Annotated in this window: 23 protein-coding genes, 2 tRNA genes and 3 rRNA genes; 12 read left to right on the top strand and 16 right to left on the bottom strand. The window is 57.4% G+C overall.

All coding sequences use genetic code 11. From position 1 onward, the window contains the following. Positions 1-34: 34 nt before the first annotated feature. The 4 genes from DXT88_RS02505 to rpe form a co-directional block, all read right to left on the bottom strand. Positions 35-610: an anthranilate synthase component II gene (locus DXT88_RS02505; RefSeq protein ID WP_016832884.1), complete on the bottom strand. Its 576-nt coding sequence runs from the start codon at positions 608-610 to the stop codon at positions 35-37. Continuing rightward, entirely contained in the window at positions 611-2,122 is a 1,512-nt protein-coding gene (gene trpE / locus DXT88_RS02510; RefSeq protein ID WP_265211452.1) for an anthranilate synthase component I, read from the bottom strand. A gap of 272 nt (positions 2,123-2,394) precedes the next feature. Beyond that, complete coding sequence (locus DXT88_RS02515; RefSeq protein ID WP_265211453.1) at positions 2,395-3,084, bottom strand: phosphoglycolate phosphatase; 690 nt, start codon at positions 3,082-3,084, stop codon at positions 2,395-2,397. A gap of 18 nt (positions 3,085-3,102) precedes the next feature. Further along, positions 3,103-3,765: a ribulose-phosphate 3-epimerase gene (rpe, locus tag DXT88_RS02520; protein ID WP_265211454.1), complete on the bottom strand. Its 663-nt coding sequence runs from the start codon at positions 3,763-3,765 to the stop codon at positions 3,103-3,105. A 146-nt stretch (positions 3,766-3,911) separates the two neighbouring features. On the opposite strand from rpe, the gene apaG reads away from it, so the two are divergent. After that, entirely contained in the window at positions 3,912-4,286 is a 375-nt protein-coding gene (gene apaG, locus DXT88_RS02525) for a Co2+/Mg2+ efflux protein ApaG (RefSeq protein ID WP_029363138.1), read from the top strand. 17 nt (positions 4,287-4,303) lie between these two features. Here apaG and DXT88_RS02530 read toward each other — a convergent pair whose 3' ends face one another. Further along, on the bottom strand, positions 4,304-4,447 hold the full coding sequence (locus tag DXT88_RS02530; RefSeq protein ID WP_016832888.1) for a hypothetical protein: 144 nt from the start codon (positions 4,445-4,447) through the stop codon (positions 4,304-4,306). Between the two features lie 14 nt (positions 4,448-4,461). On the opposite strand from DXT88_RS02530, the gene mltA reads away from it, so the two are divergent. Further along, positions 4,462-5,652, top strand: a complete 1,191-nt coding sequence (mltA, locus tag DXT88_RS02535) for a murein transglycosylase A (RefSeq protein ID WP_265211455.1) — start codon at positions 4,462-4,464, stop codon at positions 5,650-5,652. Positions 5,653-5,736: 84 nt separating this feature from the next. Here the strand turns inward: mltA and DXT88_RS02540 are convergent, their stop codons facing one another. After that, positions 5,737-6,174 carry a universal stress protein gene (locus DXT88_RS02540; RefSeq protein ID WP_265211456.1) on the bottom strand — a complete coding sequence of 146 codons (438 nt, stop codon included), beginning with the start codon at positions 6,172-6,174 and terminating at the stop codon, positions 5,737-5,739. 165 nt (positions 6,175-6,339) lie between these two features. Here DXT88_RS02540 and DXT88_RS02545 point away from each other — a divergent pair, with 165 nt between their 5' ends. The 6 genes from DXT88_RS02545 (at position 6,340) to rrf (ending at position 12,952) form a co-directional block, all read left to right on the top strand. Continuing rightward, positions 6,340-7,116: an enoyl-CoA hydratase gene (locus tag DXT88_RS02545; RefSeq protein WP_265211457.1), complete on the top strand. Its 777-nt coding sequence runs from the start codon at positions 6,340-6,342 to the stop codon at positions 7,114-7,116. 609 nt (positions 7,117-7,725) lie between these two features. Next, positions 7,726-9,258: ribosomal RNA gene (locus DXT88_RS02550) — 16S ribosomal RNA — on the top strand. A 116-nt stretch (positions 9,259-9,374) separates the two neighbouring features. Beyond that, positions 9,375-9,451: transfer RNA gene (locus tag DXT88_RS02555), tRNA-Ile, on the top strand. Positions 9,452-9,460: 9 nt separating this feature from the next. Further along, positions 9,461-9,536: transfer RNA gene (locus DXT88_RS02560), tRNA-Ala, on the top strand. 284 nt (positions 9,537-9,820) lie between these two features. Continuing rightward, positions 9,821-12,695 (top strand): 23S ribosomal RNA (locus tag DXT88_RS02565). A 144-nt stretch (positions 12,696-12,839) separates the two neighbouring features. Next, positions 12,840-12,952 (top strand): 5S ribosomal RNA (gene rrf / locus DXT88_RS02570). Together the 16S, 23S and 5S rRNA genes with 2 tRNA genes alongside form the textbook arrangement of a ribosomal RNA operon. 509 nt (positions 12,953-13,461) lie before the next feature. Here rrf and DXT88_RS02575 read toward each other — a convergent pair. From DXT88_RS02575 to DXT88_RS02615, 9 genes are all read right to left on the bottom strand, one after another. Further along, the gene (locus DXT88_RS02575; RefSeq protein WP_016832896.1) at positions 13,462-14,010 is read right to left on the bottom strand and encodes an acyloxyacyl hydrolase; all 549 of its coding nucleotides are present in this window, start codon (positions 14,008-14,010) and stop codon (positions 13,462-13,464) included. 233 nt (positions 14,011-14,243) lie between these two features. Next, positions 14,244-15,137: an SMP-30/gluconolactonase/LRE family protein gene (locus DXT88_RS02580; protein ID WP_456152236.1), complete on the bottom strand. Its 894-nt coding sequence runs from the start codon at positions 15,135-15,137 to the stop codon at positions 14,244-14,246. Positions 15,138-15,375: 238 nt separating this feature from the next. After that, positions 15,376-16,140 carry an SDR family oxidoreductase gene (locus DXT88_RS02585; RefSeq protein ID WP_016832898.1) on the bottom strand — a complete coding sequence of 255 codons (765 nt, stop codon included), beginning with the start codon at positions 16,138-16,140 and terminating at the stop codon, positions 15,376-15,378. Between the two features lie 10 nt (positions 16,141-16,150). Next, positions 16,151-17,323, bottom strand: coding sequence for a fumarylacetoacetate hydrolase family protein (locus DXT88_RS02590; RefSeq protein WP_265211458.1), 1,173 nt, complete (start codon positions 17,321-17,323; stop codon positions 16,151-16,153). A gap of 181 nt (positions 17,324-17,504) precedes the next feature. Next, positions 17,505-19,040 carry a UxaA family hydrolase gene (locus DXT88_RS02595; RefSeq protein WP_265211459.1) on the bottom strand — a complete coding sequence of 512 codons (1,536 nt, stop codon included), beginning with the start codon at positions 19,038-19,040 and terminating at the stop codon, positions 17,505-17,507. 135 nt (positions 19,041-19,175) lie between these two features. Next, positions 19,176-19,982 (bottom strand): transporter substrate-binding domain-containing protein, encoded by an 807-nt coding sequence (locus DXT88_RS02600; RefSeq protein WP_016832901.1) that lies wholly within the window; start codon positions 19,980-19,982, stop codon positions 19,176-19,178. Positions 19,983-20,046: 64 nt separating this feature from the next. Beyond that, positions 20,047-20,781, bottom strand: coding sequence for an amino acid ABC transporter ATP-binding protein (locus DXT88_RS02605; protein ID WP_016832902.1), 735 nt, complete (start codon positions 20,779-20,781; stop codon positions 20,047-20,049). Further along, positions 20,765-21,415, bottom strand: coding sequence for an amino acid ABC transporter permease (locus DXT88_RS02610; protein WP_016832903.1), 651 nt, complete (start codon positions 21,413-21,415; stop codon positions 20,765-20,767). Before DXT88_RS02610 ends, DXT88_RS02605 begins: the two co-directional genes overlap by 17 nt. Positions 21,416-21,424: 9 nt before the next feature. Next, positions 21,425-22,108 carry an amino acid ABC transporter permease gene (locus tag DXT88_RS02615; protein WP_016832904.1) on the bottom strand — a complete coding sequence of 228 codons (684 nt, stop codon included), beginning with the start codon at positions 22,106-22,108 and terminating at the stop codon, positions 21,425-21,427. Between DXT88_RS02615 and DXT88_RS02620 the strand changes: the two genes are divergently transcribed. Then, positions 22,107-22,247, top strand: coding sequence for a hypothetical protein (locus DXT88_RS02620; RefSeq protein ID WP_016832905.1), 141 nt, complete (start codon positions 22,107-22,109; stop codon positions 22,245-22,247). The genes DXT88_RS02615 and DXT88_RS02620 overlap by 2 nt on opposite strands. Before the next feature lie 33 nt (positions 22,248-22,280). Next, positions 22,281-22,475: a hypothetical protein gene (locus tag DXT88_RS02625; protein ID WP_016832906.1), complete on the top strand. Its 195-nt coding sequence runs from the start codon at positions 22,281-22,283 to the stop codon at positions 22,473-22,475. On the opposite strand, the gene araD1 is transcribed toward DXT88_RS02625, so the two are convergent. Further along, a complete protein-coding gene (gene araD1 / locus DXT88_RS02630; RefSeq protein WP_265211460.1) occupies positions 22,462-23,457 on the bottom strand; it encodes an AraD1 family protein in 996 nt (331 codons plus the stop codon). The two genes, DXT88_RS02625 and araD1, sit on opposite strands and share 14 nt — an antisense overlap. 227 nt (positions 23,458-23,684) lie before the next feature. On the opposite strand from araD1, the gene DXT88_RS02635 reads away from it, so the two are divergent. Together DXT88_RS02635 and DXT88_RS02640 are read left to right on the top strand one after the other, a co-directional pair. Then, positions 23,685-24,668, top strand: a complete 984-nt coding sequence (locus DXT88_RS02635) for a LysR family transcriptional regulator (protein WP_265211461.1) — start codon at positions 23,685-23,687, stop codon at positions 24,666-24,668. Between the two features lie 61 nt (positions 24,669-24,729). After that, the gene (locus DXT88_RS02640) at positions 24,730-25,554 is read left to right on the top strand and encodes a DUF3047 domain-containing protein (RefSeq protein WP_265211462.1); all 825 of its coding nucleotides are present in this window, start codon (positions 24,730-24,732) and stop codon (positions 25,552-25,554) included. Positions 25,555-25,559: the final 5 nt, after the last annotated feature.

Here is a 25,559-nt window from a genome sequence, read left to right on the forward strand (position 1 = left end):
ATGTTCTCGGATGATGTCAGCGGGACGGCGGCGTTCAAGAGCGCGCCGTGCCGGTCAGGAAATTCTTCAGCAAGGCGTGGCCGTGCTCGGACAGAATCGATTCGGGGTGGAACTGCACGCCCTGCAAATCGAATTCCTTGTGGCGCACGCCCATGATTTCACCGTCGTCGGTCCATGCGGTGACTTCGAGGCAATCGGGCAGCGAGGCGCGCTCGATGGCCAGCGAGTGATAGCGGATCACGGTGTAAGGGCTGGGGATATCCTTGAACACGCCGACGCCGGTGTGAGCGATCTTCGAGGTCTTGCCGTGCATGACTTGCTTGGCGCGCACGACGTTGCCGCCGAAGGCTTCACCGATGGCCTGGTGGCCGAGGCAGACGCCGAGAATCGGCAGCTTGCCGGAGAAATGCTTGAGCAGGTCGATGCAGATGCCGGCTTCCTTCGGGCTGCACGGGCCGGGCGACAGGCAGATGCGTTCGGGATTGAGTTTTTCGATTTCGGCCAGCGTGATCTCATCGTTGCGGACGGTCAGCACTTCTTCACCGAGTTCGCCGAAATACTGGACGATGTTGTAGGTGAAGGAATCGTAGTTGTCGATCATCAGCAGCATTTAGATTTCTCCATCCAGTCCGTCTTGCACTTGTTCGGCAGCGCGCAGCACAGCCCGCGCCTTGTTTTCGGTTTCTTCCCATTCCATTTCCGGCACGGAGTCGGCGACGATGCCGGCGGCGGCTTGCACGTAGAGCGTACCGTCCTTGATGACGCCGGTGCGGATCGCGATCGCGACATCCATTTCGCCACCGAACGACAGGTAGCCGCAGGCGCCGCCGTAGATGCCGCGCTTGGTCGGCTCGAGTTCGTCGATGATTTCCATGGCGCGCACTTTCGGCGCGCCCGACAGGGTGCCGGCGGGGAAGGTGGCTTTCAAGACGTCCAGATTCGACAGGCCGGGTTTGAGCAGGCCTTCGACGTTGGAGACGATGTGCTGCACGTGGGAATATTTTTCGATGACCATCTGGTCGGTAACCTTGACGCTGCCGGTGACGGCGATGCGGCCGATGTCGTTGCGGGCCAGGTCGATCAGCATGACGTGCTCGGCGATTTCTTTCGGGTCGGCCAGCAGTTCGGTGGCCAGTTGCGCGTCGCGTTCCGGCGTCGATCCGCGTGGGCGGGTGCCTGCCAGCGGACGGATGGTGATCTTCTTTTGCGCTTCGCCGTCCGAGGTCTGGCCGATGGTTTCGTTGCGCACCAAAATTTCCGGCGAGGCGCCGACGATCTGCATGTCGCCGAAATTGTAGAAGTACATGTACGGCGACGGGTTCAGCGAACGCAGCGCGCGATACAGCATCAGCGGCGAGTCGACGTAGGATTTCTTCAGGCGCTGGCCGATCTGCACTTGCATCAGGTCGCCGGCCATGACGTATTCCTTGGCCTTGGCGACGGCCTTCAGATAGTCATCCTTGGGGAATTCGCGGATGGTTTCGGTACGCACCGAGCCGCTGGTGACGGGCGCATCGGCGGCGCGGCGCAGCGAGGCGCGCAAGTCCTTGAGGCGTTGGCGGCCTTTGCTGAAGGCTTCCGGTTGCGACGGGTCGGTGTAGACGATCAGGTAGAGCTTGCCGGAGAGGTTGTCGATGACGGCCAGTTCTTCGGTAACGAGTAACTGGATGTCGGGCAGGCCGAGGTCGTCTTTCGGTGCGCTGTCGGCCAGGCGTTTTTCGATGTAACGCACGGCGTCATAGCCGAAGTAGCCGGCCAGGCCCCCGCAGAAGCGCGGCATGCCGGGGCGGATCGCGACCTTGTAGCGCGACTGGAATTCGGCGATGAACTCGAGCGCGTTGCCTTCCAGCGATTCGATGACCTTGTCGTTCTTCAGGACTTCGATCTTGTTGCCGAAGCTGCGCAGCTTGGTGGTGGCCGGCAGGCCGATGAAGGAATAGCGGCCGAAGCGTTCGCCGCCGACCACGGATTCCAGCAGGAAGGTGTTCTTGCCGGCATTCTGGGTTTGCGCCAGTTTGAGGTACAGGGTCAGCGGGGTTTCCAGGTCGGCGAAGGCTTCAGCGATCAGCGGAATGCGGTTGTAGCCTTGCGCGGCCAGCGATTTGAATTCGAGTTCGGTCATCGTTTCTCTCCAGGACCGCTATTGTAGACGGGTTGCAGGGTGCAGGACGACTTGAAGCGTCCCGGCAAGCGCGTGCCGACGATAGCGATATGTTTAAACAGGGTGGTGTTGCAAAAAACTTGCTGGTTGCGCAGGGGGAAGAAAAGCGGATGCGGCCAGCAGCTGACGAGGCTTAGTTAGCCCAGGATTGCCAGCGTCGCCACAGCCAGGCCTCAGGGGCGGCTGATTGGTTGGCGTTGAGTTTTTTGTTGAGAAACATTTGTCGTATGTGTTCAGTTAAGAAAGCTTTTGCAATACGAAATTTGGTGCGCTGCATCCAGCAGCGTTGGAACTATACCATCGGAATCGACGTTGTGTATAGGTTCGCCGTGATTGTAGCCGTAGGGTACGTTCAATACGCGGCAACCCGCGGCCCGCGCGGCTTGCGCGTCGTTGGAGGAGTCGCCGATGGCGACCACTTGCGCCGGCTGCAGTGCGAAATCCGCACAAACCTGCAGCAAGGGCAGGGGATCGGGCTTCTTTTTCGGCAGGGAATCGCCGCCGTAGATGACGTCGAAATAGGGATACAACCCCTTTTTATCCATCAGCGGCAGAGTGAAGGCAATCGGCTTGTTGGTCACGCAGGCCAGGCGCAGGCCCTTGGCCTTGAGCGCCTGCAGACCTTCGATCACGTTCGGGTAGAGCGTGGCGTGGTCGCCGTTGATGGCGAGATAATGCTCCTGATAGGACGCCAGTGCTTCCTCGAAGCGCTGTGCCACGCCGTCTTCGTCGTAATCGACGGCCAGCACGCGGCGCATCAGGTTTTCCGATCCCTTGCCGACAAAATTGACGATGGTTTGCATCGCCAGCGGCCCCAGGCCCAGGTCGGCGCGCATGCGGTTGACCGCGACGTGGAAATCCGGCGCGGTGTCGAGCATGGTGCCGTCGAGGTCGATGATGGCGGCTTTGATGTTGTCGAGCATGGGATCTTTCCGGGATTTTTACTTGGCCAGTTCGCCGCGCATGGCGTCGATGACGGCCTTGTAGTCCGGCTTGCCGAAGATGGCGGAGCCGGCCACGAAGGTGTCGGCGCCGGCCTTGGCGGCTGCTGCGATATTGTCGATTTTGATGCCGCCGTCGACTTCCAGCATGATGTCGCGGCCGGATTCGTCGATGCGACGGCGCACGGCGGCGATTTTCTTGAGCGCTTCAGGAATGAAGGATTGGCCGCCGAAGCCCGGATTGACGGACATGATCAGGATGATGTCGATCTTGTCCATGACGTGATCGAGGAAATGCAGCGGCGTGCCCGGGTTGAACACCAGACCGGCTTTGCAGCCGTTGTCGCGGATCAGTTGCAGCGATCGATCGATGTGCTCGGAGCCTTCCGGGTGGAAGGTGATGATGTTGGCGCCGGCCTTGGCGAAGTCGGGAATGATGCGATCGACCGGCTTGACCATCAGATGGACGTCGATCGGCACCTGCACATGCGGACGGATGGCTTCGCAAACCAAAGGTCCGATGGTCAGGTTGGGAACGTAATGGTTGTCCATCACGTCGAAGTGGATGATGTCGGCGCCGGCAGCGACGACATTGCGGACTTCCTCGCCCAGGCGGGCGAAGTCGGCGGACAGGATGCTGGGGGCGATACGGTAGTTGGGCATGGCGATATGGCTTATGGAGGGCTGTAGAGCGATTGAAGATGCGCTATTTTACCCGTTCGCCGCCTGCGGTTTTGTTGCAAGCCTTGCACTTGAGGTTGATTTCGTGTGGAATGGGCCAGGCTTTTTACAAAATCGAGGAAATCCGCATGGCGACGTATGAGTTAACGGTGACGGTCAAGACGCAATATCTGGAAGAGCAGTCCGATCCGGCGCGTTCGCATTATGTATTCGCTTATGCGATCACCATCGTCAACTCGGGACAGGTGCCGGCCCAGCTGATTTCGCGCCACTGGGTCATCACCGACGCCAACAACCACACCGAAGAGGTACGCGGTCTGGGCGTCGTCGGCCACCAGCCGTTCCTGCAACCGGGGGAGCAATTCGAATACACCAGCGGCACGTCATTGCAGACGCCGCAGGGTTCGATGCACGGAGAGTATTTTTGCGTCGCTGAAGACGGCGAGCAGTTCGACGTGAAAATCCCGGAGTTCATCCTGTCGCTGCCGCGCACGCTGCATTAAGCGTCTTGCACCAGGGTTCAAGCCTGGCTGTCGTCTTTTTTATCTGCGGGATTTTTTGTCTGAACGGATTGATCCGGCTTGCGTCCGGAAAACATGGTCCACCAGACAATGAATACGAAAATAAAGAAGGCTGCGCCGGCTTCGAGTATTAACCACCACATTTCATGTTTCCTCAATGTCACTTATTCAAACGAGCATCCGCCGCAGTTTACCCGCATTAGCCGTCATCGTCGCCGTATCCCTTGCCGCCTGTACGACCACGCCGTTGCCGCCCGCCAGGCCGACGCCGTCCAAGCCGACCACGCCGGTTCAGCCGGAAGGTCAGGCTCAGGGGATGCAAAAGAGCAGCTTCGCCGCCATGCCGGGCTGGGACCGGGATGCCTTGCGTGACGCTTGGCCGGCTTTCCTGACCTCGTGCCAGACGCTGATCCGTCGCAATGAATGGAAAAATGCCTGCACCACGGCGCGCCAGGTCAATGCCGATGACGAGGGCGCGATCCGCGCGTTCTTCGAATCCGGTTTTACGCCTTACAAGGTATTCAATCCGGACGGTAGCGACACCGGGCTGGTGACCGGCTACTACGAACCTTTGCTGCGCGGTTCGCGCAAGCGCGGCGGGCCGTACCAGACCCCTCTATATAGAGCGCCCGACGATTTGCTGACCATCGACCTGGCCAGCCTGTATCCGGAACTGAAAAACATGCGCCTGCGCGGGCGCGTGGTCGGCAACAAGGTGGTGCCGTATTTTTCGCGTGCCGAGTTGCTGCAGTCTGGCGCGCTGGCGGGCAAGGAGCTGGTCTGGGTGGATGATCCGGTGGAAGCTTTCTTCCTGCAGGTGCAGGGTTCGGGCCGTGTCCAGCTTACCGATAGCCAGGAAACCGTGCGCCTGGCCTATGCCGACCAGAACGGTTATCCGTACAAGTCGATCGGCCGTTATCTGGTCGACAAGGGGGAAATGACCTTGTCGCAGGCCTCCGCGCAAGGCATCAAGGCCTGGGTAATCGCCAATCCGTCGCGCCAGAACGAGTTGTTGAACGTCAATCCGAGCTATATCTTCTTCAAGGAAGAGAAAATCACGGATCCGTCCAAGGGGCCGAAAGGCGCGATGGGTTTGCCGCTGACCGCGCAGCGCTCGATTGCGGTTGATCCGCAGCACATTCCTCTCGGCGCGCCGGTGTTTCTGGCGACAACGCAGCCCAATAGCGACGCGGTTCTGCAGCGTCTGGTGCTGGCGCAGGACACCGGCGGCGCCATTCGCGGCGCGGTGCGGGCCGATTATTTCTGGGGTTTCGGCAATGAAGCCGGTGAAAAGGCGGGCGGCATGAAGCAGCGCGGCATGATGTGGGTGCTGTTGCCGAATTCCTGAGCTTGATCGCCTGTATTGGGGCGTTTCAATAAAAACCCGGCTTGCCTATATAGAGCAAGCCGGGTTTTTTGTTGTGTGTGGCGGTTAGCGCAATACGAGAACGGGAATGGTGGAATGCGCCAGCACCTTCTGCGTCTTGCTTCCCAGAAATAGCCTGCTGAGTCCGCTACGTCCGTGGGAGGCCATGAAGATGACGTCGCAGGCATATTTCTTGGCGGCATTGACGATCTCTTCGTCCGGTGCGAACGACAGTATCGTCGTGGTTTCACATTCCACGCCGGCGGCCCGAGCGGCGTCGGCGATTTTCTTCACATGCTGTTCCGCGAGAGTGCGGACGTTTTCTTCATAGATCCCAGGGTCGATCGCCATGGAGCTTTCCGCCAGCGGCGAGAACGGGTAGGGCTCGGCCACAGATATGCCGATGATCCTGGATTTGCAGTGCTGGGCGTAGTCGATGGCGTTGGCGATGGCCTTGTCGGAGCGTTCCGATCCGTCCGTCGGGACAAGAATAGTCTTGAACATACGATCCTCCTCTGTTGTTGTGAAGGGATATCCCAGTATAGGCTCTGACCTTTGTGGCAGGGACAAATTCCTGAAGGGCTTTGACATGGAGCAAATTCATTGGCGTTACAATCGACGCGGCAGGTACATTCAACTATCGCGCTACCCCTATATAGAGGAGACCAGATGAGCTACGAAAACATTCTGACCGAGACCATTGGCAAGGTCGCGGTGATCCGCCTGAACCGGCCCAAAGCCCTGAACGCGCTGAACGATGCGCTGATGATCGACCTCGGCAATGCCTTGCTGGCTTTCGACGCCGACGAGGACATTGGCTGCATCATCGTCACCGGCAGCGAAAAGGCGTTTGCAGCCGGCGCCGACATCTCGGTGATGGCGCGCTATAACTACATGGATGTGCTCAAAGGCGAATTCATCACGCGCAACTGGGAAACCATCCGCCGCGTGCGCAAGCCGGTGATCGCTGCAGTGGCCGGCTATGCGCTGGGCGGCGGCTGCGAGCTGGCAATGATGTGCGACTTCATCATCGCCGCCGACAACGCCAAATTCGGCCAGCCGGAAATCAAGCTCGGCATCGTGCCCGGCGCCGGCGGCACCCAGCGCCTGCCGCGCGCGGTATCCAAGGCCAAGGCCATGGACCTGTGCCTGACCGGACGCATGATGGATGCGCAGGAAGCCGAGCGCGCCGGATTGGTGTCGCGGGTGGTTGCCGCCGATAAGTTGATGGACGAGGCATTGGCTGCGGCCATTGTCATTACCGAGATGTCGCAACCGGTAGCGGCGATGGTCAAGGATTCGGTGAACCGGGCGTACGAAACGACGCTGGCCGAGGGCATCAAATATGAACGCGCCTTGTTCTACAGCTGCTTCGCTACCGAAGATCAGACGGAAGGCATGGCGGCGTTCCTGGAAAAGCGGACGCCGAGCTTCAAGAATCAATAATCTGCTGCCGGTATTTGTATTGAAAATGAAGCCCGTCCCGTCAGGGACGGGCTTCATGCTTTTTGTTTTTAAAATTATTTACGGCTGCAAATGCAGGGCTGGCGTGGGTTTGCCGGGAGGGTGGATAAAAAGTTTAAATAATTTTTCAAAAAGGGTTGCACGGAATGGAAAAGCTTTGCTATAGTTCGCCTCCCCGCTGACAGAGCGACGCAGCAAACAGCAAGACGCAGCGCGCCGGAGGTGGGGAAAAGGAAGTAAAAAAGGTTTTTGAAGCGAGAAGTTGGAAGTAAAAATTTTTAGTGAAGCGTTAAAAAAGTAGTTGACGCAAATTAAAAAACACTACATAATCTCGTTTCTCTGCTGCTGACAAACAAAACGATTTGACAGCGACGCAAACGGCACTTCGGTGCGGAGCGAAGCAGGCAAGGTTCTTTAAAAATTAACAGTCGATAAGTGTGGGCGTTTAATGAAGTGCGACAGACCTTCGGGTCTGGAAACTTTAAATATTTTTAAACGCTCACGAAGAAATATAGGTAAGAAATTATCTGTCAGTATTTTGAGTGAGTGACCGATTCGAAAGAATCAGCCAGCAATGGCAAAACAGAGATTGAACTGAAGAGTTTGATCCTGGCTCAGATTGAACGCTGGCGGCATGCCTTACACATGCAAGTCGAACGGCAGCACGGGAGCTTGCTTCTGGTGGCGAGTGGCGAACGGGTGAGTAATATATCGGAACGTGCCCTAGAGTGGGGGATAACTAGTCGAAAGATTAGCTAATACCGCATACGATCTACGGATGAAAGTGGGGGATCGCAAGACCTCATGCTCATGGAGCGGCCGATATCTGATTAGCTAGTTGGTGGGGTAAAAGCTCACCAAGGCGACGATCAGTAGCTGGTCTGAGAGGACGACCAGCCACACTGGAACTGAGACACGGTCCAGACTCCTACGGGAGGCAGCAGTGGGGAATTTTGGACAATGGGCGCAAGCCTGATCCAGCAATGCCGCGTGAGTGAAGAAGGCCTTCGGGTTGTAAAGCTCTTTTGTCAGGGAAGAAACGGTCTTGGTTAATACCTGGGGCTAATGACGGTACCTGAAGAATAAGCACCGGCTAACTACGTGCCAGCAGCCGCGGTAATACGTAGGGTGCAAGCGTTAATCGGAATTACTGGGCGTAAAGCGTGCGCAGGCGGTTATGCAAGACAGATGTGAAATCCCCGGGCTCAACCTGGGAATTGCATTTGTGACTGTATGGCTAGAGTGTGTCAGAGGGGGGTAGAATTCCACGTGTAGCAGTGAAATGCGTAGATATGTGGAGGAATACCGATGGCGAAGGCAGCCCCCTGGGATAACACTGACGCTCATGCACGAAAGCGTGGGGAGCAAACAGGATTAGATACCCTGGTAGTCCACGCCCTAAACGATGTCTACTAGTTGTCGGGTCTTAATTGACTTGGTAACGCAGCTAACGCGTGAAGTAGACCGCCTGGGGAGTACGGTCGCAAGATTAAAACTCAAAGGAATTGACGGGGACCCGCACAAGCGGTGGATGATGTGGATTAATTCGATGCAACGCGAAAAACCTTACCTACCCTTGACATGTACGGAATCCTGAAGAGATTTAGGAGTGCTCGAAAGAGAACCGTAACACAGGTGCTGCATGGCTGTCGTCAGCTCGTGTCGTGAGATGTTGGGTTAAGTCCCGCAACGAGCGCAACCCTTGTCATTAGTTGCTACGAAAGGGCACTCTAATGAGACTGCCGGTGACAAACCGGAGGAAGGTGGGGATGACGTCAAGTCCTCATGGCCCTTATGGGTAGGGCTTCACACGTCATACAATGGTACATACAGAGGGCCGCCAACCCGCGAGGGGGAGCTAATCCCAGAAAGTGTATCGTAGTCCGGATTGGAGTCTGCAACTCGACTCCATGAAGTTGGAATCGCTAGTAATCGCGGATCAGCATGTCGCGGTGAATACGTTCCCGGGTCTTGTACACACCGCCCGTCACACCATGGGAGCGGGTTCTGCCAGAAGTAGTTAGCCTAACCGTAAGGAGGGCGATTACCACGGCAGGGTTCGTGACTGGGGTGAAGTCGTAACAAGGTAGCCGTATCGGAAGGTGCGGCTGGATCACCTCCTTTCTAGAGTGCGCATGATTTAAGCGCTCACACTTATCGTCTGTTAGTAAAGAAGAACAGTTATATCGGTTGCGGCGGCGGCATAGTCTGCTGGCTGACTGCTGATTACTGATCCAAGCGGGTCTGTAGCTCAGCTGGTTAGAGCACCGTGTTGATAACGCGGGGGTCGTTGGTTCGAGCCCAACCAGACCCACCAAAGAGTTTCGGGGGTTTAGCTCAGCTGGGAGAGCACCTGCTTTGCAAGCAGGGGGTCGTCGGTTCGATCCCGTCAACCTCCACCAGAAACATCAAACCTAAGTCGCATGCATGAGCGTGTGGATTTAGGTTTGGTCTTTTAGTGATCAATAGCTGTTTTTGTTCTTTAACAATCTGGAAGAAGTAAAGAATTCGTCAACGACGAGCGCCAGGATTTCGATCCTTGTGCAAGAAGTTGATGGGTGTGATTGTATCAATCAAAGTATTACGAAGTGATCTTAGCAATTAGAAGACTTACTTTGGCAATACGGCAAACGCTAAACTCAAAAAACTCTATAACGATCTCTCGGAAGAGAGGCTAACGTTATAGGGACAAGTGAATAAGTGCACATGGTGGATGCCTTGGCGATTACAGGCGATGAAGGACGTAGTAGCTTGCGATAAGCTGCGGGGAGCTAGCAAACAAGCTTTGATCCGCAGATTTCCGAATGGGGAAACCCACCCGCAAGGGTATCACTGACTGAATACATAGGTCTGTGAAGCGAACGCGGCGAACTGAAACATCTAAGTAGCTGCAGGAAAAGAAATCAACCGAGATTCCCAAAGTAGTGGCGAGCGAAATGGGACCAGCCTGCAAGATTTAGCACCATTGATAGTAGAACGGAATGGAAAGTCCGGCCATAGAGGGTGATAGCCCCTTATACGAAATCAGTAGTGTGGAACTAGGCTTGCGACAAGTAGGGCGGGACACGTGAAATCCTGTCTGAACATGGGGGGACCATCCTCCAAGGCTAAATACTCGTAATCGACCGATAGTGAACCAGTACCGTGAGGGAAAGGCGAAAAGAACCCCGGAAGGGGAGTGAAATAGATCCTGAAACCGTGTGCATACAAACAGTAGGAGCGGACTTGTTCCGTGACTGCGTACCTTTTGTATAATGGGTCAGCGACTTACATTCAGTGGCAAGGTTAACCGAATAGGGAAGCCGTAGAGAAATCGAGTCCGAATAGGGCGTTCAGTCGCTGGGTGTAGACCCGAAACCAAGTGATCTACTCATGGCCAGGTTGAAGGTGCGGTAACACGCACTGGAGGACCGAACCCACTAATGTTGAAAAATTAGGGGATGAGCTGTGGGTAGGGGTGAAAGGCTAAACAAACTTGGAAATAGCTGGTTCTCTCCGAAAACTATTTAGGTAGTGCCTCAAGTATCACCATCGGGGGTAGAGCACTGTTATGGCTAGGGGGTCATCGCGACTTACCAACCCATTGCAAACTCCGAATACCGATGAGTGCGAGCTTGGGAGACAGACGTCGGGTGCTAACGTCCGGCGTCAAGAGGGAAACAACCCAGACCGCCAGCTAAGGTCCCAAAGATTGGCTAAGTGGAAAACGAAGTGGGAAGGCTAAAACAGTCAGGAGGTTGGCTTAGAAGCAGCCACCCTTTAAAGAAAGCGTAATAGCTCACTGATCGAGTCGTCCTGCGCGGAAGATGTAACGGGGCTAAGCCAGTCACCGAAGCTGCGGATATCAATTTATTGATATGGTAGGAGAGCGTTCTGTAAGCCTGCGAAGGTGTCTTGTAAAGGATGCTGGAGGTATCAGAAGTGCGAATGCTGACATGAGTAGCGATAATGGGGGTGAAAAGCCCCCACGCCGTAAGCCCAAGGTTTCCTGTTCAACGTTCATCGGAGCAGGGTGAGTCGGCCCCTAAGGCGAGGCAGAGATGCGTAGCTGATGGGAAGCAGGTTAATATTCCTGCACCGTCGTTAGATGCGATGGGGGGACGGATCGCGGAAGGTTGTCCGGGTGTTGGATGTCCCGGTTTCTGTATCAGAGAAGGCTGTTAGGCAAATCCGGCAGCGTAATTCAAGGGTATGGGACGAGCGAACTTGTTCGCGAAGCAATCGGAAGTGGTTCCAAGAAAAGCCTCTAAGCTTCAGTCTAACGAGACCGTACCGCAAACCGACACAGGTGGGCGAGATGAGTATTCTAAGGCGCTTGAGAGAACTCGGGAGAAGGAACTCGGCAAATTTGTACCGTAACTTCGGGATAAGGTACGCCCTAGTAGTTTGACTGGCCTGCGCCAGAAGGACAAAAGGGTTGCAATAAAAAGGTGGCTGCGACTGTTTAATAAAAACACAGCACTCTGCAAACACGAAAGTGGACGTATAGGGTGTGACGCCTGCCCGGTGCTGGAAGATTAAATGATGGGGTGCAAGCTCTTGATTGAAGTCCCAGTAAACGGCGGCCGTAACTATAACGGTCCTAAGGTAGCGAAATTCCTTGTCGGGTAAGTTCCGACCTGCACGAATGGCGTAACGATGGCCACACTGTCTCCTCCCGAGACTCAGCGAAGTTGAAATGTTTGTGATGATGCAATCTACCCGCGGCTAGACGGAAAGACCCCATGAACCTTTACTGTAGCTTTGCATTGGACTTTGAACCAATCTGTGTAGGATAGGTGGGAGGCTTTGAAGTAGGGACGCCAGTCTCTATGGAGCCATCCTTGAAATACCACCCTGGTTTGTTTGAGGTTCTAACCTTGGTCCGTTATCCGGATCGGGGACAGTGCATGGTAGGCAGTTTGACTGGGGCGGTCTCCTCCCAAAGTGTAACGGAGGAGTTCGAAGGTACGCTAGATACGGTCGGACATCGTGTTGATAGTGCAATGGCATAAGCGTGCTTAACTGCGAGACTGACAAGTCGAGCAGGTACGAAAGTAGGACATAGTGATCCGGTGGTTCTGTATGGAAGGGCCATCGCTCAACGGATAAAAGGTACTCTGGGGATAACAGGCTGATTCCTCCCAAGAGTTCATATCGACGGGGGAGTTTGGCACCTCGATGTCGGCTCATCACATCCTGGGGCTGTAGCCGGTCCCAAGGGTATGGCTGTTCGCCATTTAAAGTGGTACGTGAGCTGGGTTTAAAACGTCGTGAGACAGTTTGGTCCCTATCTGCCGTGGGCGTTGGAAGTTTGAAGGGGGCTGCTCCTAGTACGAGAGGACCGGAGTGGACGAACCTCTGGTGTATCGGTTGTCACGCCAGTGGCATTGCCGAGTAGCTAAGTTCGGAAGAGATAACCGCTGAAAGCATCTAAGCGGGAAACTCGCCTTGAGATGAGACTTCCCGGGGGTTTAACCCCCCTAAAGGGTCGTTCGAGACCAGGACGTTGATAGGTCAGGTGTGGAAGCGCAGTAATGCGTTAAGCTAACTGATACTAATTGCCCGTGCGGCTTGTCCCTATAACATTAGCTGTTATAGCTTTAGAGATTTATGTGTTTGCCCTGATCGGCACATCACACCCAAAGATAAAATTTACTTCTTCCCAGATTGCGTTGTTTGGCCATCCTAGCTCCAATTGGACCCAAGCAACACTACAAGTTATGCCTGATGACTATAGCAAGTTGGTACCACCCCTTCCCATCCCGAACAGGACCGTGAAACGACTTCGCGCCGATGATAGTGCTGCAACCAGTGTGAAAGTAGGTCATCGTCAGGCTATTAATTAAGCTCAAGCCCCATGCCATCAGGTGTGGGGCTTTTTGCTGTCCGTTTCCTTTGTCATATCTTCCCCTCTTCAATCCCTCCACGCCGTATTTGCGGCGTATTACCCGGGCGCAGACCAACTGCCGGCTCCGTCTTACCTCTCCTGCCGCACTGTTTTACCTGCATTGCGTTCGCCACCGGCAATATCCTCCCTTTGCGGGGGCAATCGGCGCCTCGCGGACTCACCGCCGCTTCATTCCAACTACGCTCCCAACACCGCTCTGATCGGCCAGGAAGATCAAGCGTCCACGGCCGTGGTTTGTATCAAGCACACCAGCGCCCCGCAGAAATAAACGAGGAACAGCGGCAGTCCTCTCTCGCACTCAGCCCATCCTTTAGAAAATCAGGCGCAAACTATCAGAAGGCCATATCGAACAGCGGGACAATTCTACGGGCGTAAAAAAACCGGTCAGCGACCGGTTTCTTTATTCTTGCCGTCAGCATCGACAGCCGTTCAAACCATCAGAAGCGGTAAGCAGCCTTGAGCACCGCAAAGTTCACGCCGCCGTTCGGTTGCTTGATGCCGCCGTTCGAAAAATGCTGCAGCTTCAGACCGACGTCCAAGCCATTTGCGAAAACATAGCCGGTGCCGAGGTGGTCGCCAAACTGGAAGGCAGTCGACAGCTTCTTGGTGTCGTTGTTGTACAGCGAGGAGAACAGGTGAACGCCGATGCCTGCTTCGCCGTAGAAACCCTTTTTGTCGTCGCGTTGGAAACGGAAGACCGGTGTGAAGCCGATATCGGTGAAGTTCTTGCTGGAATCGGTGTTGTTGTAACGCTTTTGATGCCATTCAGCGACTGTCAGATCCCAGTAGCCGCCGATGTGGGTACCGTTCGATTGCCACCAGGCTGTGTTCTTCCAATCCCATTGCGCACCCAGGCGCAGCATCTGAACCTTGGATCCCGCGCCGGCTTCAACGGACACGGAATCAACGGCGTAGCTGGAAGTTTGCAGGCCGATCAGAGCAACGGCGGCGACAGTAAGTTTGAGGGCAAATTTTTTCATCGACATGGAGTTTTCGCTAGAGTAAATATTGTTGAATATCGAAATGGAATCGGTTGTGCTGAGAGCGAATATCATCCGCAAACACCTGAGGCTATTTTCTCATAACAACTAGAAAAGAAAGCAAGTCTCGGAACAAGCGTGACCGTGATTGTCGCTGAAATTGAACAGCTTTGCTGGAGCTGGCTTGGAATGAGGTTATTTCATTGGCAAAAAGCTAATGCAATTCGCCCCGAAACCGCTTATCCCCGATATGCAAATTCCGGCAAACCGGCGACGTCCACCCGCAACGACAACACGCAGCCGGAATGAGGATACTGTGCCAACTCAGCTTCGCTGCGGCCATTCCTGGCAGTAGTGATGTAGAGCGTGCGCAAATCCTCGCCGCCAAAGGCAATCATTGTCGGGCAGCGCGCTGGTATATTGATCTCCTGCAAAATGTCGCCGGTCGCAGAAAGCCGCAGCACGCGTCCGCCTTCAAACATCGCGCACCAATACGCGTTCTCGCTGTCGACTGCAGCGCCATCGGGACGGCCGCCGTAATCCGGTGCTGTCTTGTCCGTATCGAATTGCTTGAACAGTCGCTTGTTGCTGGTGCTACCGCTGGCGAGATCGAAATCGTAGACGTCGATGCGGTGGGCCGGTGTGTTCGCATGGAACATCCTGCGCTTGTCGGTGCTGAATGCCACGCCATTCGAAGTGGTGACCGGATGCGCCGCATCGCGCAATTGTCCATGGTCGAAACAGAACAAGCTGCCCAATTCCTGATCGCGCGGCTCATAAATCGTCCCGGCCCAGAAGCGTCCCATTGCGTCGCAGCGGCCGTCGTTGAAACGGAGTTTGCTGACGTCGTAAGGCGCGTCGAGCAGACGAGTCAAGTCGCCGCTGTCCGTGTCGAGGCGGAATAGTCCATCACGCAACGCCACCAGCAAGCCGCCATCGGCATGAATGGCAATGCAACCGGGTTCGCCGGGCATGGGCCAGCTGCGGTGCGTCTTGCTGCTTTCATGCAGGCGATGCACCGCCCGGCCGGGAATGTCGATCCAGTACAGTGCACCTTCACCGGCGTGCCATAAAGGGCATTCACCAAGTTGCATGGGCGTGTCGAAAGCGATCTGGATTGGATGTGAAGGCATGGGCATTGGACTCAGCAGTTTCGGATAAACAAGAACTGCATTATGCCTATTCCGGTGAGCTGAACAATGCTGCCGGAGTTTAAAAAGAAAATAAAAAACCATCAATACCCTCGTGCCGGACACCGCGTACGTACCGCCCAAAACACCGCAGCCCCTGCGATCCAGGATCGGCAGGGGCTGCGGGAGCATCAGCGTGGCGATGTAGCAAACTACATCGCGGCATCAATCTAATCGGCGATCAGTTCGACCAGCCACCGTCGATCATGTGGATTGCGCCGGTAGTGAATGCCGACTCTTCCGACGCCAGATACAGCGCCAGCGCTGCGACTTCTTCCGCCTTGCCGATGCGGCCCATCGGTTGACGGCCGACGAAAGCCTGGCGCACTTCCGCTTCGCTCTTGCCGGTTTCCTTGGCCTGGGTCGTGATGCGCTGGTTCAGCGAGGGCGACTCGATGGTGCCCGGGCAGATCGCATTGCAACGCACGCCTTGTGCGACGAAGTCGGCCGCAACCGATTTGGTCAGGCCGACCACGGCCGCCTTGCTGGCGCCGTAGGCGAAGCGATTCGCCACGCCCTTGACGCTCGATGCCGCGGACGCGATGTTGACGATCGAACCGGACTTTTTCGCCAGCATGCCCGGCAACACCGCACGGATAGTGTGGAACATGGCCTTGGCATTCAGGTTGAAGGAGAAATCCCAGGCCTTGTCGTCGCAATCCAGGATGTTGCCGGCGGCAACGTAGCCCGCGCAGTTGAACAGAACGTCGACCGCGCCGACCTTGGCCACCAGGGCCTTGATCGCGGCGTCGTCGGTTACGTCCAGCAGGTGCGTTTCCACGTTGGCGATGCCGGCCAGTTCATCCAGATGCTGCTTGCTGATGTCGGTCGCGATGACACGTGCGCCTTCGCGTGCAAACAGTTCGACCGAAGCGCGGCCGATGCCTTGCGCGGCGGCAGTGATCAGTACGGTCTTGCCGGCCAGGCGTCCAGAGGATTGCGACATGGTGTTTCCTTTAAATGAGTTTGCGTTGTGCGAGATTCTTGAGCAGCGCCGTCAGACCAAATGTCCATGGCGCTACCTTGTCGGTAAAGTTGACCTTGTTCACCAGCGCGCCCAGCTTCGGCGTCGCGATCGTGACCACGTCGGCGACCTGGTGGGTGAAACCCTGTCCCGGTCCGAAGCGGTCCTGCGTCGGCGCGAACATGGTGCCGAGGAACAGCACCAGGCCGTCGGGATACTGGTGATTCGGGCCGATGGCGTGTTCCACCAGATTCAGCGGATCGCGGCTGATCATCGACATCGAACTGCTGCCCTTGAGCGTAAAGCCTTCCGTACCGTCAACCCGCATTGTAAGTTCGGCACGGCGCACGTCGTCAATTGAAAAGTTTGCATCGAACAGACGAATGAAAGGCCCGACTGCGCACGATGCGTTGTTGTCCTTGGCTTTGCCCAGCAGCAGGGCGGAGCGGCCTTCGAAGTCGCGCAGGTTGACGTCGTTGCCGAGTGTCGCGCCTAACGTCACACCGCGGCTGTTTACCACCAGCACGATTTCCGGTTCGGGATTGTTCCAGACCGACTTCGGATGGATCCCGACTTCATCACCCAGGCCGACGGAAGACAGCGGCTGCGCCTTGGTGAAGATCTCGGCGTCGGGGCCGATGCCGACTTCCAGGTATTGCGACCAGACGCCTTGTTCCAGAAGCACTTCCTTGAGTTTGGCGGCGCCGTCGGAACCCGGCACCACGCTCGACAGGTTGTCGCCGATCACGGCCGTGATCGCCTTGCGCACCGATTCCGCTCTGCCGGCATCGCCGCGCGCCTGTTCTTCGATTACGCGCTCGAGCATGCTGGCGACGAAGGTCACGCCGCTGGCCTTGACCGCCTGCAGGTCGATCGGCGCCAGCAGCCACGGACGCGACGTATCGCGCGTAGCGACGTCGGCATTGGCCAGCAGGTCTTCCAGCGAAGCCAGGCGCGGCGCTTTGGTCTGCGCGACTGCGGCAGCGGGATTGTCGAGTTCGAGCAGCTGGCTCGAGGTCGCTGCGACGGCAGTCAGGTCATACACCCCGTCGGCTTGCACCTTGACCAGCACCGGCCCGACGTTCGGTTGCCAGATACGGCCAATCAGGGTCGCTTGCTGGTGATCTTCGGGCAGGTGTGCCTGAATCGTGAATGCGTGTGTCATGCGTGCTCCAAATGAGTGTCAGGGGACGATGCTGAATGAGGGCGAGATACGGCGAGATGCTTCAAGGCGTGCCGGCAAAATTTCCTGATTTCCTGATTTCCTGAGGTCGCAACCCTCGATGTAAAAACTGCCGCCGGCAAGACAGACGCCGGCGACAGCAAGCAGAGGAAATTGCAGGCGATCAGGTATAAACGCCGATATGCCAGGGCACGAACTCGTCTTGGCCGTAGCCATGCAACTCGCTCTTGGTCTTCTTGCCCGAGGCGGTGTCGAGGATCATCTGGAAGAACTTGGCGCCGATTTCCTGCGGCGTGGCCAGACCGTCGGCAATTTCACCGCAGTTGATGTCCATGTCTTCTTCCTGGCGTTGCCACAATGCCGTGTTGGTCGCCAGTTTCAGCGACGGCGACGGTGCGCAGCCATAGGCCGAACCACGGCCGGTGGTGAAGCAGATCATGTTGGCGCCGCCGGCGACTTGCCCGGTTGCAGAGATAGGATCGTAGCCTGGCGTATCCATGAAGACAAAGCCCTTGGCCGTCACCGTCTCCGCATATTTGTAGACGTCCATCAGGTTGGACGTGCCGCCCTTGGCGACGGCGCCCAGCGATTTTTCCAGGATGGTCGTCAAGCCGCCTGCCTTGTTGCCGGCGGAAGGATTGTTGTTCATTTCGGCGCCGTTCTTGGCGCAGTATTCTTCCCACCACGCAATGCGCGCCAGCAGCTTTTCGCCGACTTCCGACGACACTGCGCGACGCGTCAGCAAGTGCTCCGCGCCGTAGATTTCCGGCGTTTCCGACAGGATCGCGGTGCCGCCGTGCCTGACCAGCAAGTCGACTGCGGCGCCCAATGCCGGATTGGCGGTGATGCCCGAATAGCCGTCCGAGCCGCCGCATTGCAGGCCCAGCGTCAGGTGGCTGGCCGGAACCGGTTCACGTTTGACGTCATTGGCCTTGGGCAGCATCTTCTTGATCTTCTCGATACCCAGCGCGACCGTCTTGGCAGTGCCGCCGGTGCTCTGGATCGTGAAGGTGTGGAAGTACTCGTTCTCTTTCAGATTGTGCGCTTCCAGCAGGCCGGAGATCTGATTGGTCTCGCAGCCGAGGCCGACGATCAGCACGGCAGCGAAGTTCGGATGCTTGGCGTAACCAGCCAGGGTACGGCGCAGCATTGCCAGCGGTTCGCCTTCCGAGTCAACCGCGCAGCCGAGGCCGTGGGTCAGCGCAACGATACCGTCGACGTTGGGGAAATCAGCCAGCGCTTCCGGGTGGATGTCGCGGCGGAAGTAATCTGCAATCGCGCGTGCGGCGGTGGCCGAGCAATTCACCGAGGTCAGCACACCGATGTAATTGCGCGTGGCGACGCGACCGTCCTGGCGCCTGATGCCGAGGAAGGTGGCAGGCGTGTCGACATAATCGACGGGCTTGAAATCGGCGCCGAAGGAATGCTCGCGCGAAAACTCCGCCATGGCCAGATTGTGCGTGTGCACGTGCTGACCTGGCTCGATGGCTTGGCTGGCGGTGCCGATGATTTGTCCATAACGCTTGATCGGCTGGCCGACGGCGATGGCGCGTGTCGCCATCTTGTGGCCGGCGGGGATCAGCGCCGCGACCCGCAGGCCGTTCTCTTCTTCGAGAATGGTGCCGGTGATCAGCTGGCGGCGCGCAATGACAACATCATCGACAGGATTCAATCGAATGACGGGAGAAATAGGTTTCATGATGATCTCGGTAAAAATCGGCAAATATCGGCTATCGGCAACAGTGAATGGCATGTCGGCCGACGCACTGCTAAGCAATGGCGCCGGCCGTGTGCGTGTTGCTGCTTACATGATGCTCACTTACTTCACTGCAAATTACTTCGTCGCAAATTGCGCCAGGTCAGGCATCGGCGTACCGACCCATTGCTGGTAGATCTGACCGAGGCGACCGTTCTTGGTGTTGGTGTCGACCCAGGCGTTCAGCCATTTTTGCAGTTCAGGTTCGTTTTGACGGATGCCGATGGCGTAAGGGATGTCCTTGATCGCGAACTTGGTTTCCAGGCCTTTGGATGGATTCTGGCGAGCGATCGCGGCAGCCAGCGCATTCGGTGTGCACAGGCCGTCAACCTGGCCCGACACGACGGCAGCGGTCACGGTGGCATCATCGTCAAAGCGCACGATGGTGGCGCCCTTCGGCGCCAGCGGCGTCAGCAGGGAATCCTGCATGTTGCCGCGCACGACGGCGATACGCTTGCCGTTCAGGTCGGCCAGGCTCTTGATCGCGGTGCCCTTCGGTGCGGCGACGACGAATTGCGACGCGCCGTACGGATGCGTGAAGCTGATGACCTTGGCGCGTTCAGGCGTGATACTGAACGTGGCGATGACCATGTCGGCCTTGCCGGTCATCAGGAAAGGCACGCGGTTCGGGCCGGTGACTTGCACGATTTCCAGTTCCACGCCCAGATCCTTGGCCAGCGCGCGTGCGGTTTCCACGTCCGAGCCCTGCGGTTCCAGCTTGGCGTTGGTCATGCCGAACGGCGGCGCGCCGAGGTCGACGGCGATCAGCACTTTCTTGCGCGCCTTGATGTCGGCCAGCGTGTCGGCATGGACCACCTGGGCGAAGCAGGCCAGGCCGAGCATGACGGCTGCAGCTTTTTTGGTGAAATTGGATAAAGTTTTCATGTTGTCTCCTGAGGTATCGATTTTTACTGCAACGTGGTGAAGCTATTTTCTGCTGATTCGAAAATTACAACTCGCTGCTGACGAACTTCGCCAGTTCAGCGGTCTTGGGATTGGTGAACAACTCGTCCGGAGGCCCCATTTCCCAGACTTTTCCCTGGTGCATGAACACCAGCACATCGGCCAGTTTGCGCGCGAACGCCATTTCATGCGTGACCAGCACCATGGTCATGCCCTGCTTGGACAAGTCTTCCATGACCTTCAATACTTCGCCGGTCAGTTCCGGATCGAGCGCCGACGTCACTTCGTCGAACAGCATCAGTTCCGGCGCCATCGCCAGCGAGCGGGCAATTGCCACGCGCTGCGCCTGGCCGCCGGAGAGTTGCTCCGGATAGGCTTCCTTCTTGGCTTCCAGACCGACCAGCGTCAGCACATTGTGCGCGATTTTTTTCGCCTCTGCTGTCGCCATCTTCTTGATGGTGGTCAGCGCCAGCGTGATGTTGCGCTCCACGGTCACGTGCGGGAACAGGTTGTAGCTCTGGAACACGATGCCGACCTGCTTGCGCAGTTCACGCAGGTTGAGTTTGTCCGGATGATGGATGTCATGGCCGCAGACGTTGATGTCGCCCGAGTCGATGCGCTCCAGTCCGTTGAGGCAACGCAGCAAGGTGCTCTTGCCCGATCCGCTGCGACCGATGATCGCAACCATCTGGCCCTTCTGCACATCCAGCGAGACGCCGTTCAACACCTTGTTCGTGCCGAAGCTCTTGTGCAGATTGTTGATGCTAACGATTGCTGACATTCAATTTCCTTTCAAAGTGCTTGCTCAGCGCCGACAGCGGATAGCAGAGACAAAAATAAATCAGGGCCACGCAGCCGAACACGGTGAACGGCTGGAAAGTCGAGTTGTTGATGATCTGGCCGGCGCGCGACAGATCGACGAAGCCGATCACCGACGCCAGCGACGTGTTCTTGACGATTTGCACCATGAAGCCGACAGTCGGCGGAATGGCGATCTTGAACGCTTGCGGCAGGATCACTTTCTGCAATTGCTCGAAGCGGTTGAAGCCCAGGCATTCCGACGCTTCCCACTGGGTCTTTGGCACCGCTTGGATGCAGCCGCGCCAGATCTCGCCGAGGAAGGCGGCGCAATACACCGCGAACGAAATCCCGGCCGCCACCAGCGGCGACAGCTTGAAGCCTGCTATCGCCAGGCCGAAGTAGGCCACGAACAGGATCACCAGCAGCGGGATGCCCTGGACGATCTGGATGTACCAGCTGGCGATGGCGCGCAGCGTCTTGTTGGGGGACACGCGCCACAGCGCGATCACGAAGCCGGCCGCGCCGCCAAAGGCGAACGCCACCAGCGACAGCACGATGGTCCAGACCGCCGCCTGCAACAGGTATTCGACATGTAAAAAGGTAAATGAGGTCACGTTGTCTCCTTACAGATTGGTGCCGAGCTTGCGCTTGCGCACAAACGCGGTCTTCCCGACCAGCCAGAACGCGGCGCGGAACAGGAACGACAAGGCCAGGTAGGCAACGGCGATCACCACATACACTTCAAAGCTGCGGAAGGTTTCCGACTGCACCAGGTTGGCGGTGGCGGTCAGTTCTTCGGCAGAGATCTGCGACGTGATGCTCGATGCCAGCATCAGCAGGATGAACTGGCTGGTCAGCGATGGATAAACGCGTTCCACCGCAGGCAGCAACACCACATGCCAGTAGACATGGAACTTCGACATGCCCAGGCATTCGGCCGCTTCGATCTGGCCGGGGTGAATGGAGTTGATGCCGGCGCGCATGATCTCCGCGGTGTAGGCGCCGACGTTGACGGTCAGCGCGATCACGGCGGCGGTTTCCGCAGTCAGCCGCAAGCCGATGCTGGCCAGGCCGAAATAGACCAGGAACACCTGCACCAGCAGCGGCGTGTTGCGGATGATCTCGACATAGGTCTTGACCAGCGCCTGCAGCAGCCAGCTCTTGCTCTTGAAGGCGATGGCGCACAGGGTGCCGACCACAAAGCCCAATACGATGGAAAGCGCGGATAACTGTATCGTCAGCCAGGCGCCTTCGAGCAAACGGGGCCAGTTGACGAACACGCTCATGAAATCAAAGGTGTAATGCATGAAGTCTCCAGAAGTCTTCGGGACGGCGGCTGATTCCGGGAAGCCGGGTAATCAGGCTGCTGAACAGGCTGCAAATCAGGCAGCTATCCAAGGCATGGATGAAGGACAGATGGAACTGGGCAGGCAGACGTCCTCATGAACATTCTCATGACGCACGTCGGCTGGAAGTGTGTTGGCATTGCTGGGTCTCCTTGCTGAGGCCTGGCCGGACCGGAAGGTCCGCTACTCAGGACAATTCATTATTGATGCGCTGCGGATCGTTGTCCGGTCCGGTGAGCGTATCGGCAATCGCCTCTTGATGGGCGCTTTTATTTTCGGTAATGACGACATTCCTGAAACTTGCTACCTGTCGATCAAAGTACTTTGATGCCGTCGATGGCGATGCGCGATTGTTCGCGTGCAATACCGTTGACCAATGGTTCGCCGAAATCCGGCAGGCTGATTTCGAAGGTGTCGCCCAACTGCGTGCGCACGCCGTCGGCAAACGACAGCGTCGCGGTGCCGAAGAAATGCACGTGGATGTCGCCCGGCCGCAGGAACTGGTTGTACTTGAAGTGGTGGTACTCCAGGTTCTCGATGGCATGGCACATGTTGTCCTGGCCGGAGAGGAATTCCTTCTCCCAGATGACGCGGCCGTCGCGACGGATGCGGCTCATGCCGACCAGGTTGGCCGGCAGTTCGCCGACCAGCAGTTCCGGGCCGAACGAGCAGTAGCGCAGCTTCGAGTGCGCCAGGTACAGGTAATTCTTGCGCTCGACCACGTGATCGGAAAACTCATTGCCGATGGCGAAACCGAGGCGATGCGGCTGGCCGTCGTCGCCGATGATGTACAGGCCGGTCAGCTCTGGCTCTTCGCCGGCGTCTTCGGCAAACTCCGGCATCGGGAAGGCGGCGCCCGGATTGACCACGATGTCGCCGTCGCCCTTGTAGAACCATTCCGGTTGTGCCCCGACCTTGCCGCGACCCGGACGTCCACCTTCCAGGCCCCACTTGAACATGCGCATGGTGTCGGTCATGGCGCTTTCATCATCGTCCAGCTTCTGGTGCATCTTGTCGCGCGTGGAGGCGCTGCCCAAGTGCGTCAGGCCGGTGCCGGACACCAGGCAATGCGCCGGGTCCGCATGGTCCAGCGGCGCCAGGATGCGGTTTTCCTTCAGGATGGCGGCGTAATCTTCCGAGGTGTTGCTGTTGAGCAGTTGCGCCTGGCGTTCCAGCGAATTGCCTTCGGCAATCGCCAGCAGGGCCAGCTCGTGCATGGTGCTGACCTGGGAAACCACGTTGATGGCCTTGCCGCACACGATGCCGACTTTGCGGCTGCCCTGGCGGTCTTCGAATTGAATCAGTCTCACGTTGTCTCCGATGTTGATATGGAGACATCCGGCGATGGCGCAGCGCGCATCGCATGCTGTGGCGCAGCATAGGCGCCGGCAGGTCGAATCAATCGTGCGCTTTGCTGTGTGCAACGGCGCTCAGATCAATTTCGCCAATGTCTCCATGAAATTATTCACATCCTCTCGAGTATGGATGCGTTAGCATTATGTTTTTGCTGGACAAAATATAAGAGGCTTCCACAACGATGTCTAATGACCTTAATTCATCGGGTGATAACCAACCGCAGGCAACTCAGGAAACGCCAGCGGTTTTGCCCTCGGTGAGCGCGATCGTCAGTCGCCTGCGTTTCAAGCAGGTGGCCTTGCTGACGGCGCTCGACGAGCAAGGTTCGCTGCACAAGGCCGCAGAAGTCATGCACATGACGCAGCCGGCCGCCACCAAGGCGCTGCATGAAATGGAGTCGGCGCTGGGGGTGACATTGTTCGACCGGTCGACGCGTGGTATCGAAGCCACCGAGCTGGGTCGTTGCGTGATCCGTTATGCGCGCCTGATCCAGAGCGACATCAGTAATCTGCGCGACGAGTTGCAGGGCATGCTGACCGGGCAGGGCGGCAGGTTGTCGATCGGCACCATCATGGGCGCGGCGCCGCTGGTGACGCGCGCGCTGACGCGCCTGCGCGAGGTCCAGCCGGAGGTCTCGATCGAAATCACCGAAGACACCAGCGCGCGCCAGCTGCTGCTGCTGGATCAGGGGCGCATCGACCTGATGGTGGGACGTTCCTCGGTGAGTTCACAGCCGCAGCTGTACAACTATGAAATGCTGCGTGGCGAACCGATGTGCATCGTCACCGGGCTGGATCATCACCTGGCAACCGCGCAGAAGGTGCGCCTGCAGGAATTGTCGACCTCGTCATGGATCCTGTATTCCAGCAATATGCCGATGCGCATCTGGATCGAGCACGAATTCAAGCTGGAGGGAATGAAGGTGCCGGCCAATGTTATCGAAACGGCATCGCCGTTCGTCACGGTCACCTTGCTGGCGCAATCGAACATGGTCGCCGTGATGCCGCTGGATATCGCGCACTTCTTCGCGGCCAAGCAAATGCTGTGCATCCTGCCCGTGCATCTGAAGACCCGCATCGAGCACTATGGTATCGTGACCCGCAAAAACGCCACCCTGTCATCGATAGGGAAGATGTTCATCAATATCCTGCGCCAGCAAAATTGAAACAGAAAAATCCAACCGCAGCTGCGCCCACTTTCCATCTTCGCAATTTCGCCGGGAATCCATGAAGTCTGTCGTCACCTCTTCGCTGCCGTCTTCCCTGCGCCTGGCCATGCTGGCCGGCATGGTCGCCATCCTCGCCGCCTGCGCCAACACGCAAAAAGTACATGATCCGGTCGCCAAGCAGGTCAAGCTGGACCAGGCGCTCGCGCTGTTCTCGAGCAACCCGGCGCAAGGCTTGCCCAAGGAATGGGAGCCGCTGAGCTTCATGCGCAAGAAGAAGGCGACCGAATACGGCCTGGTCAGGGACGGCGACCGCACGGTATTGCGCGCCTTCGCCGACAAGGCGTCATCGGGCCTGCGCCACGAGGTCAATATCGACCCGGTCAAACAACCTTGGCTGAGCTGGAGCTGGAAGACCTCGGCCTTGATCAAGACCGCCGACAATCGTTTCCGCGACACCGAAGACTCGCCGGTGCGCATCGTGCTGGCCTTCGACGGCGACAAGAACAAGCTGTCCTTCATGGACACGATCCTGTTCGACACCGCCAAGCTGTTGTCGGGACATGAATTTCCCTACGCCACGCTGATGTACATCTGGGAAAACAAGGCGCCCAAGGAGAGCGTCATCGCCAACACGCGCACCGGCCGCATCCAGATGCTGGTGGCCGAAAGCGGCGCGGCCAATGTCGGCCAGTGGGTCAGCTACCAGCGCAACATCGTCGACGATTACGTGAAGGTATACGGCGAACAGCCGGGACGGCTGATCGGTGTCGGCGTGCTCACCGACACCGACAACACCGAAGGGAAAGTGGAAGCCTGGTACGGCGACATCCGCCTGTTGCGCCAGGCCACGGTGGCCAGGCAGGCAGCGTCGCCGCAGCAGTAAATCAG

It is taken from the genome of Herbaspirillum lusitanum (assembly GCF_026127345.1).
Taxonomy (GTDB): domain Bacteria; phylum Pseudomonadota; class Gammaproteobacteria; order Burkholderiales; family Burkholderiaceae_D; genus Herbaspirillum; species Herbaspirillum lusitanum.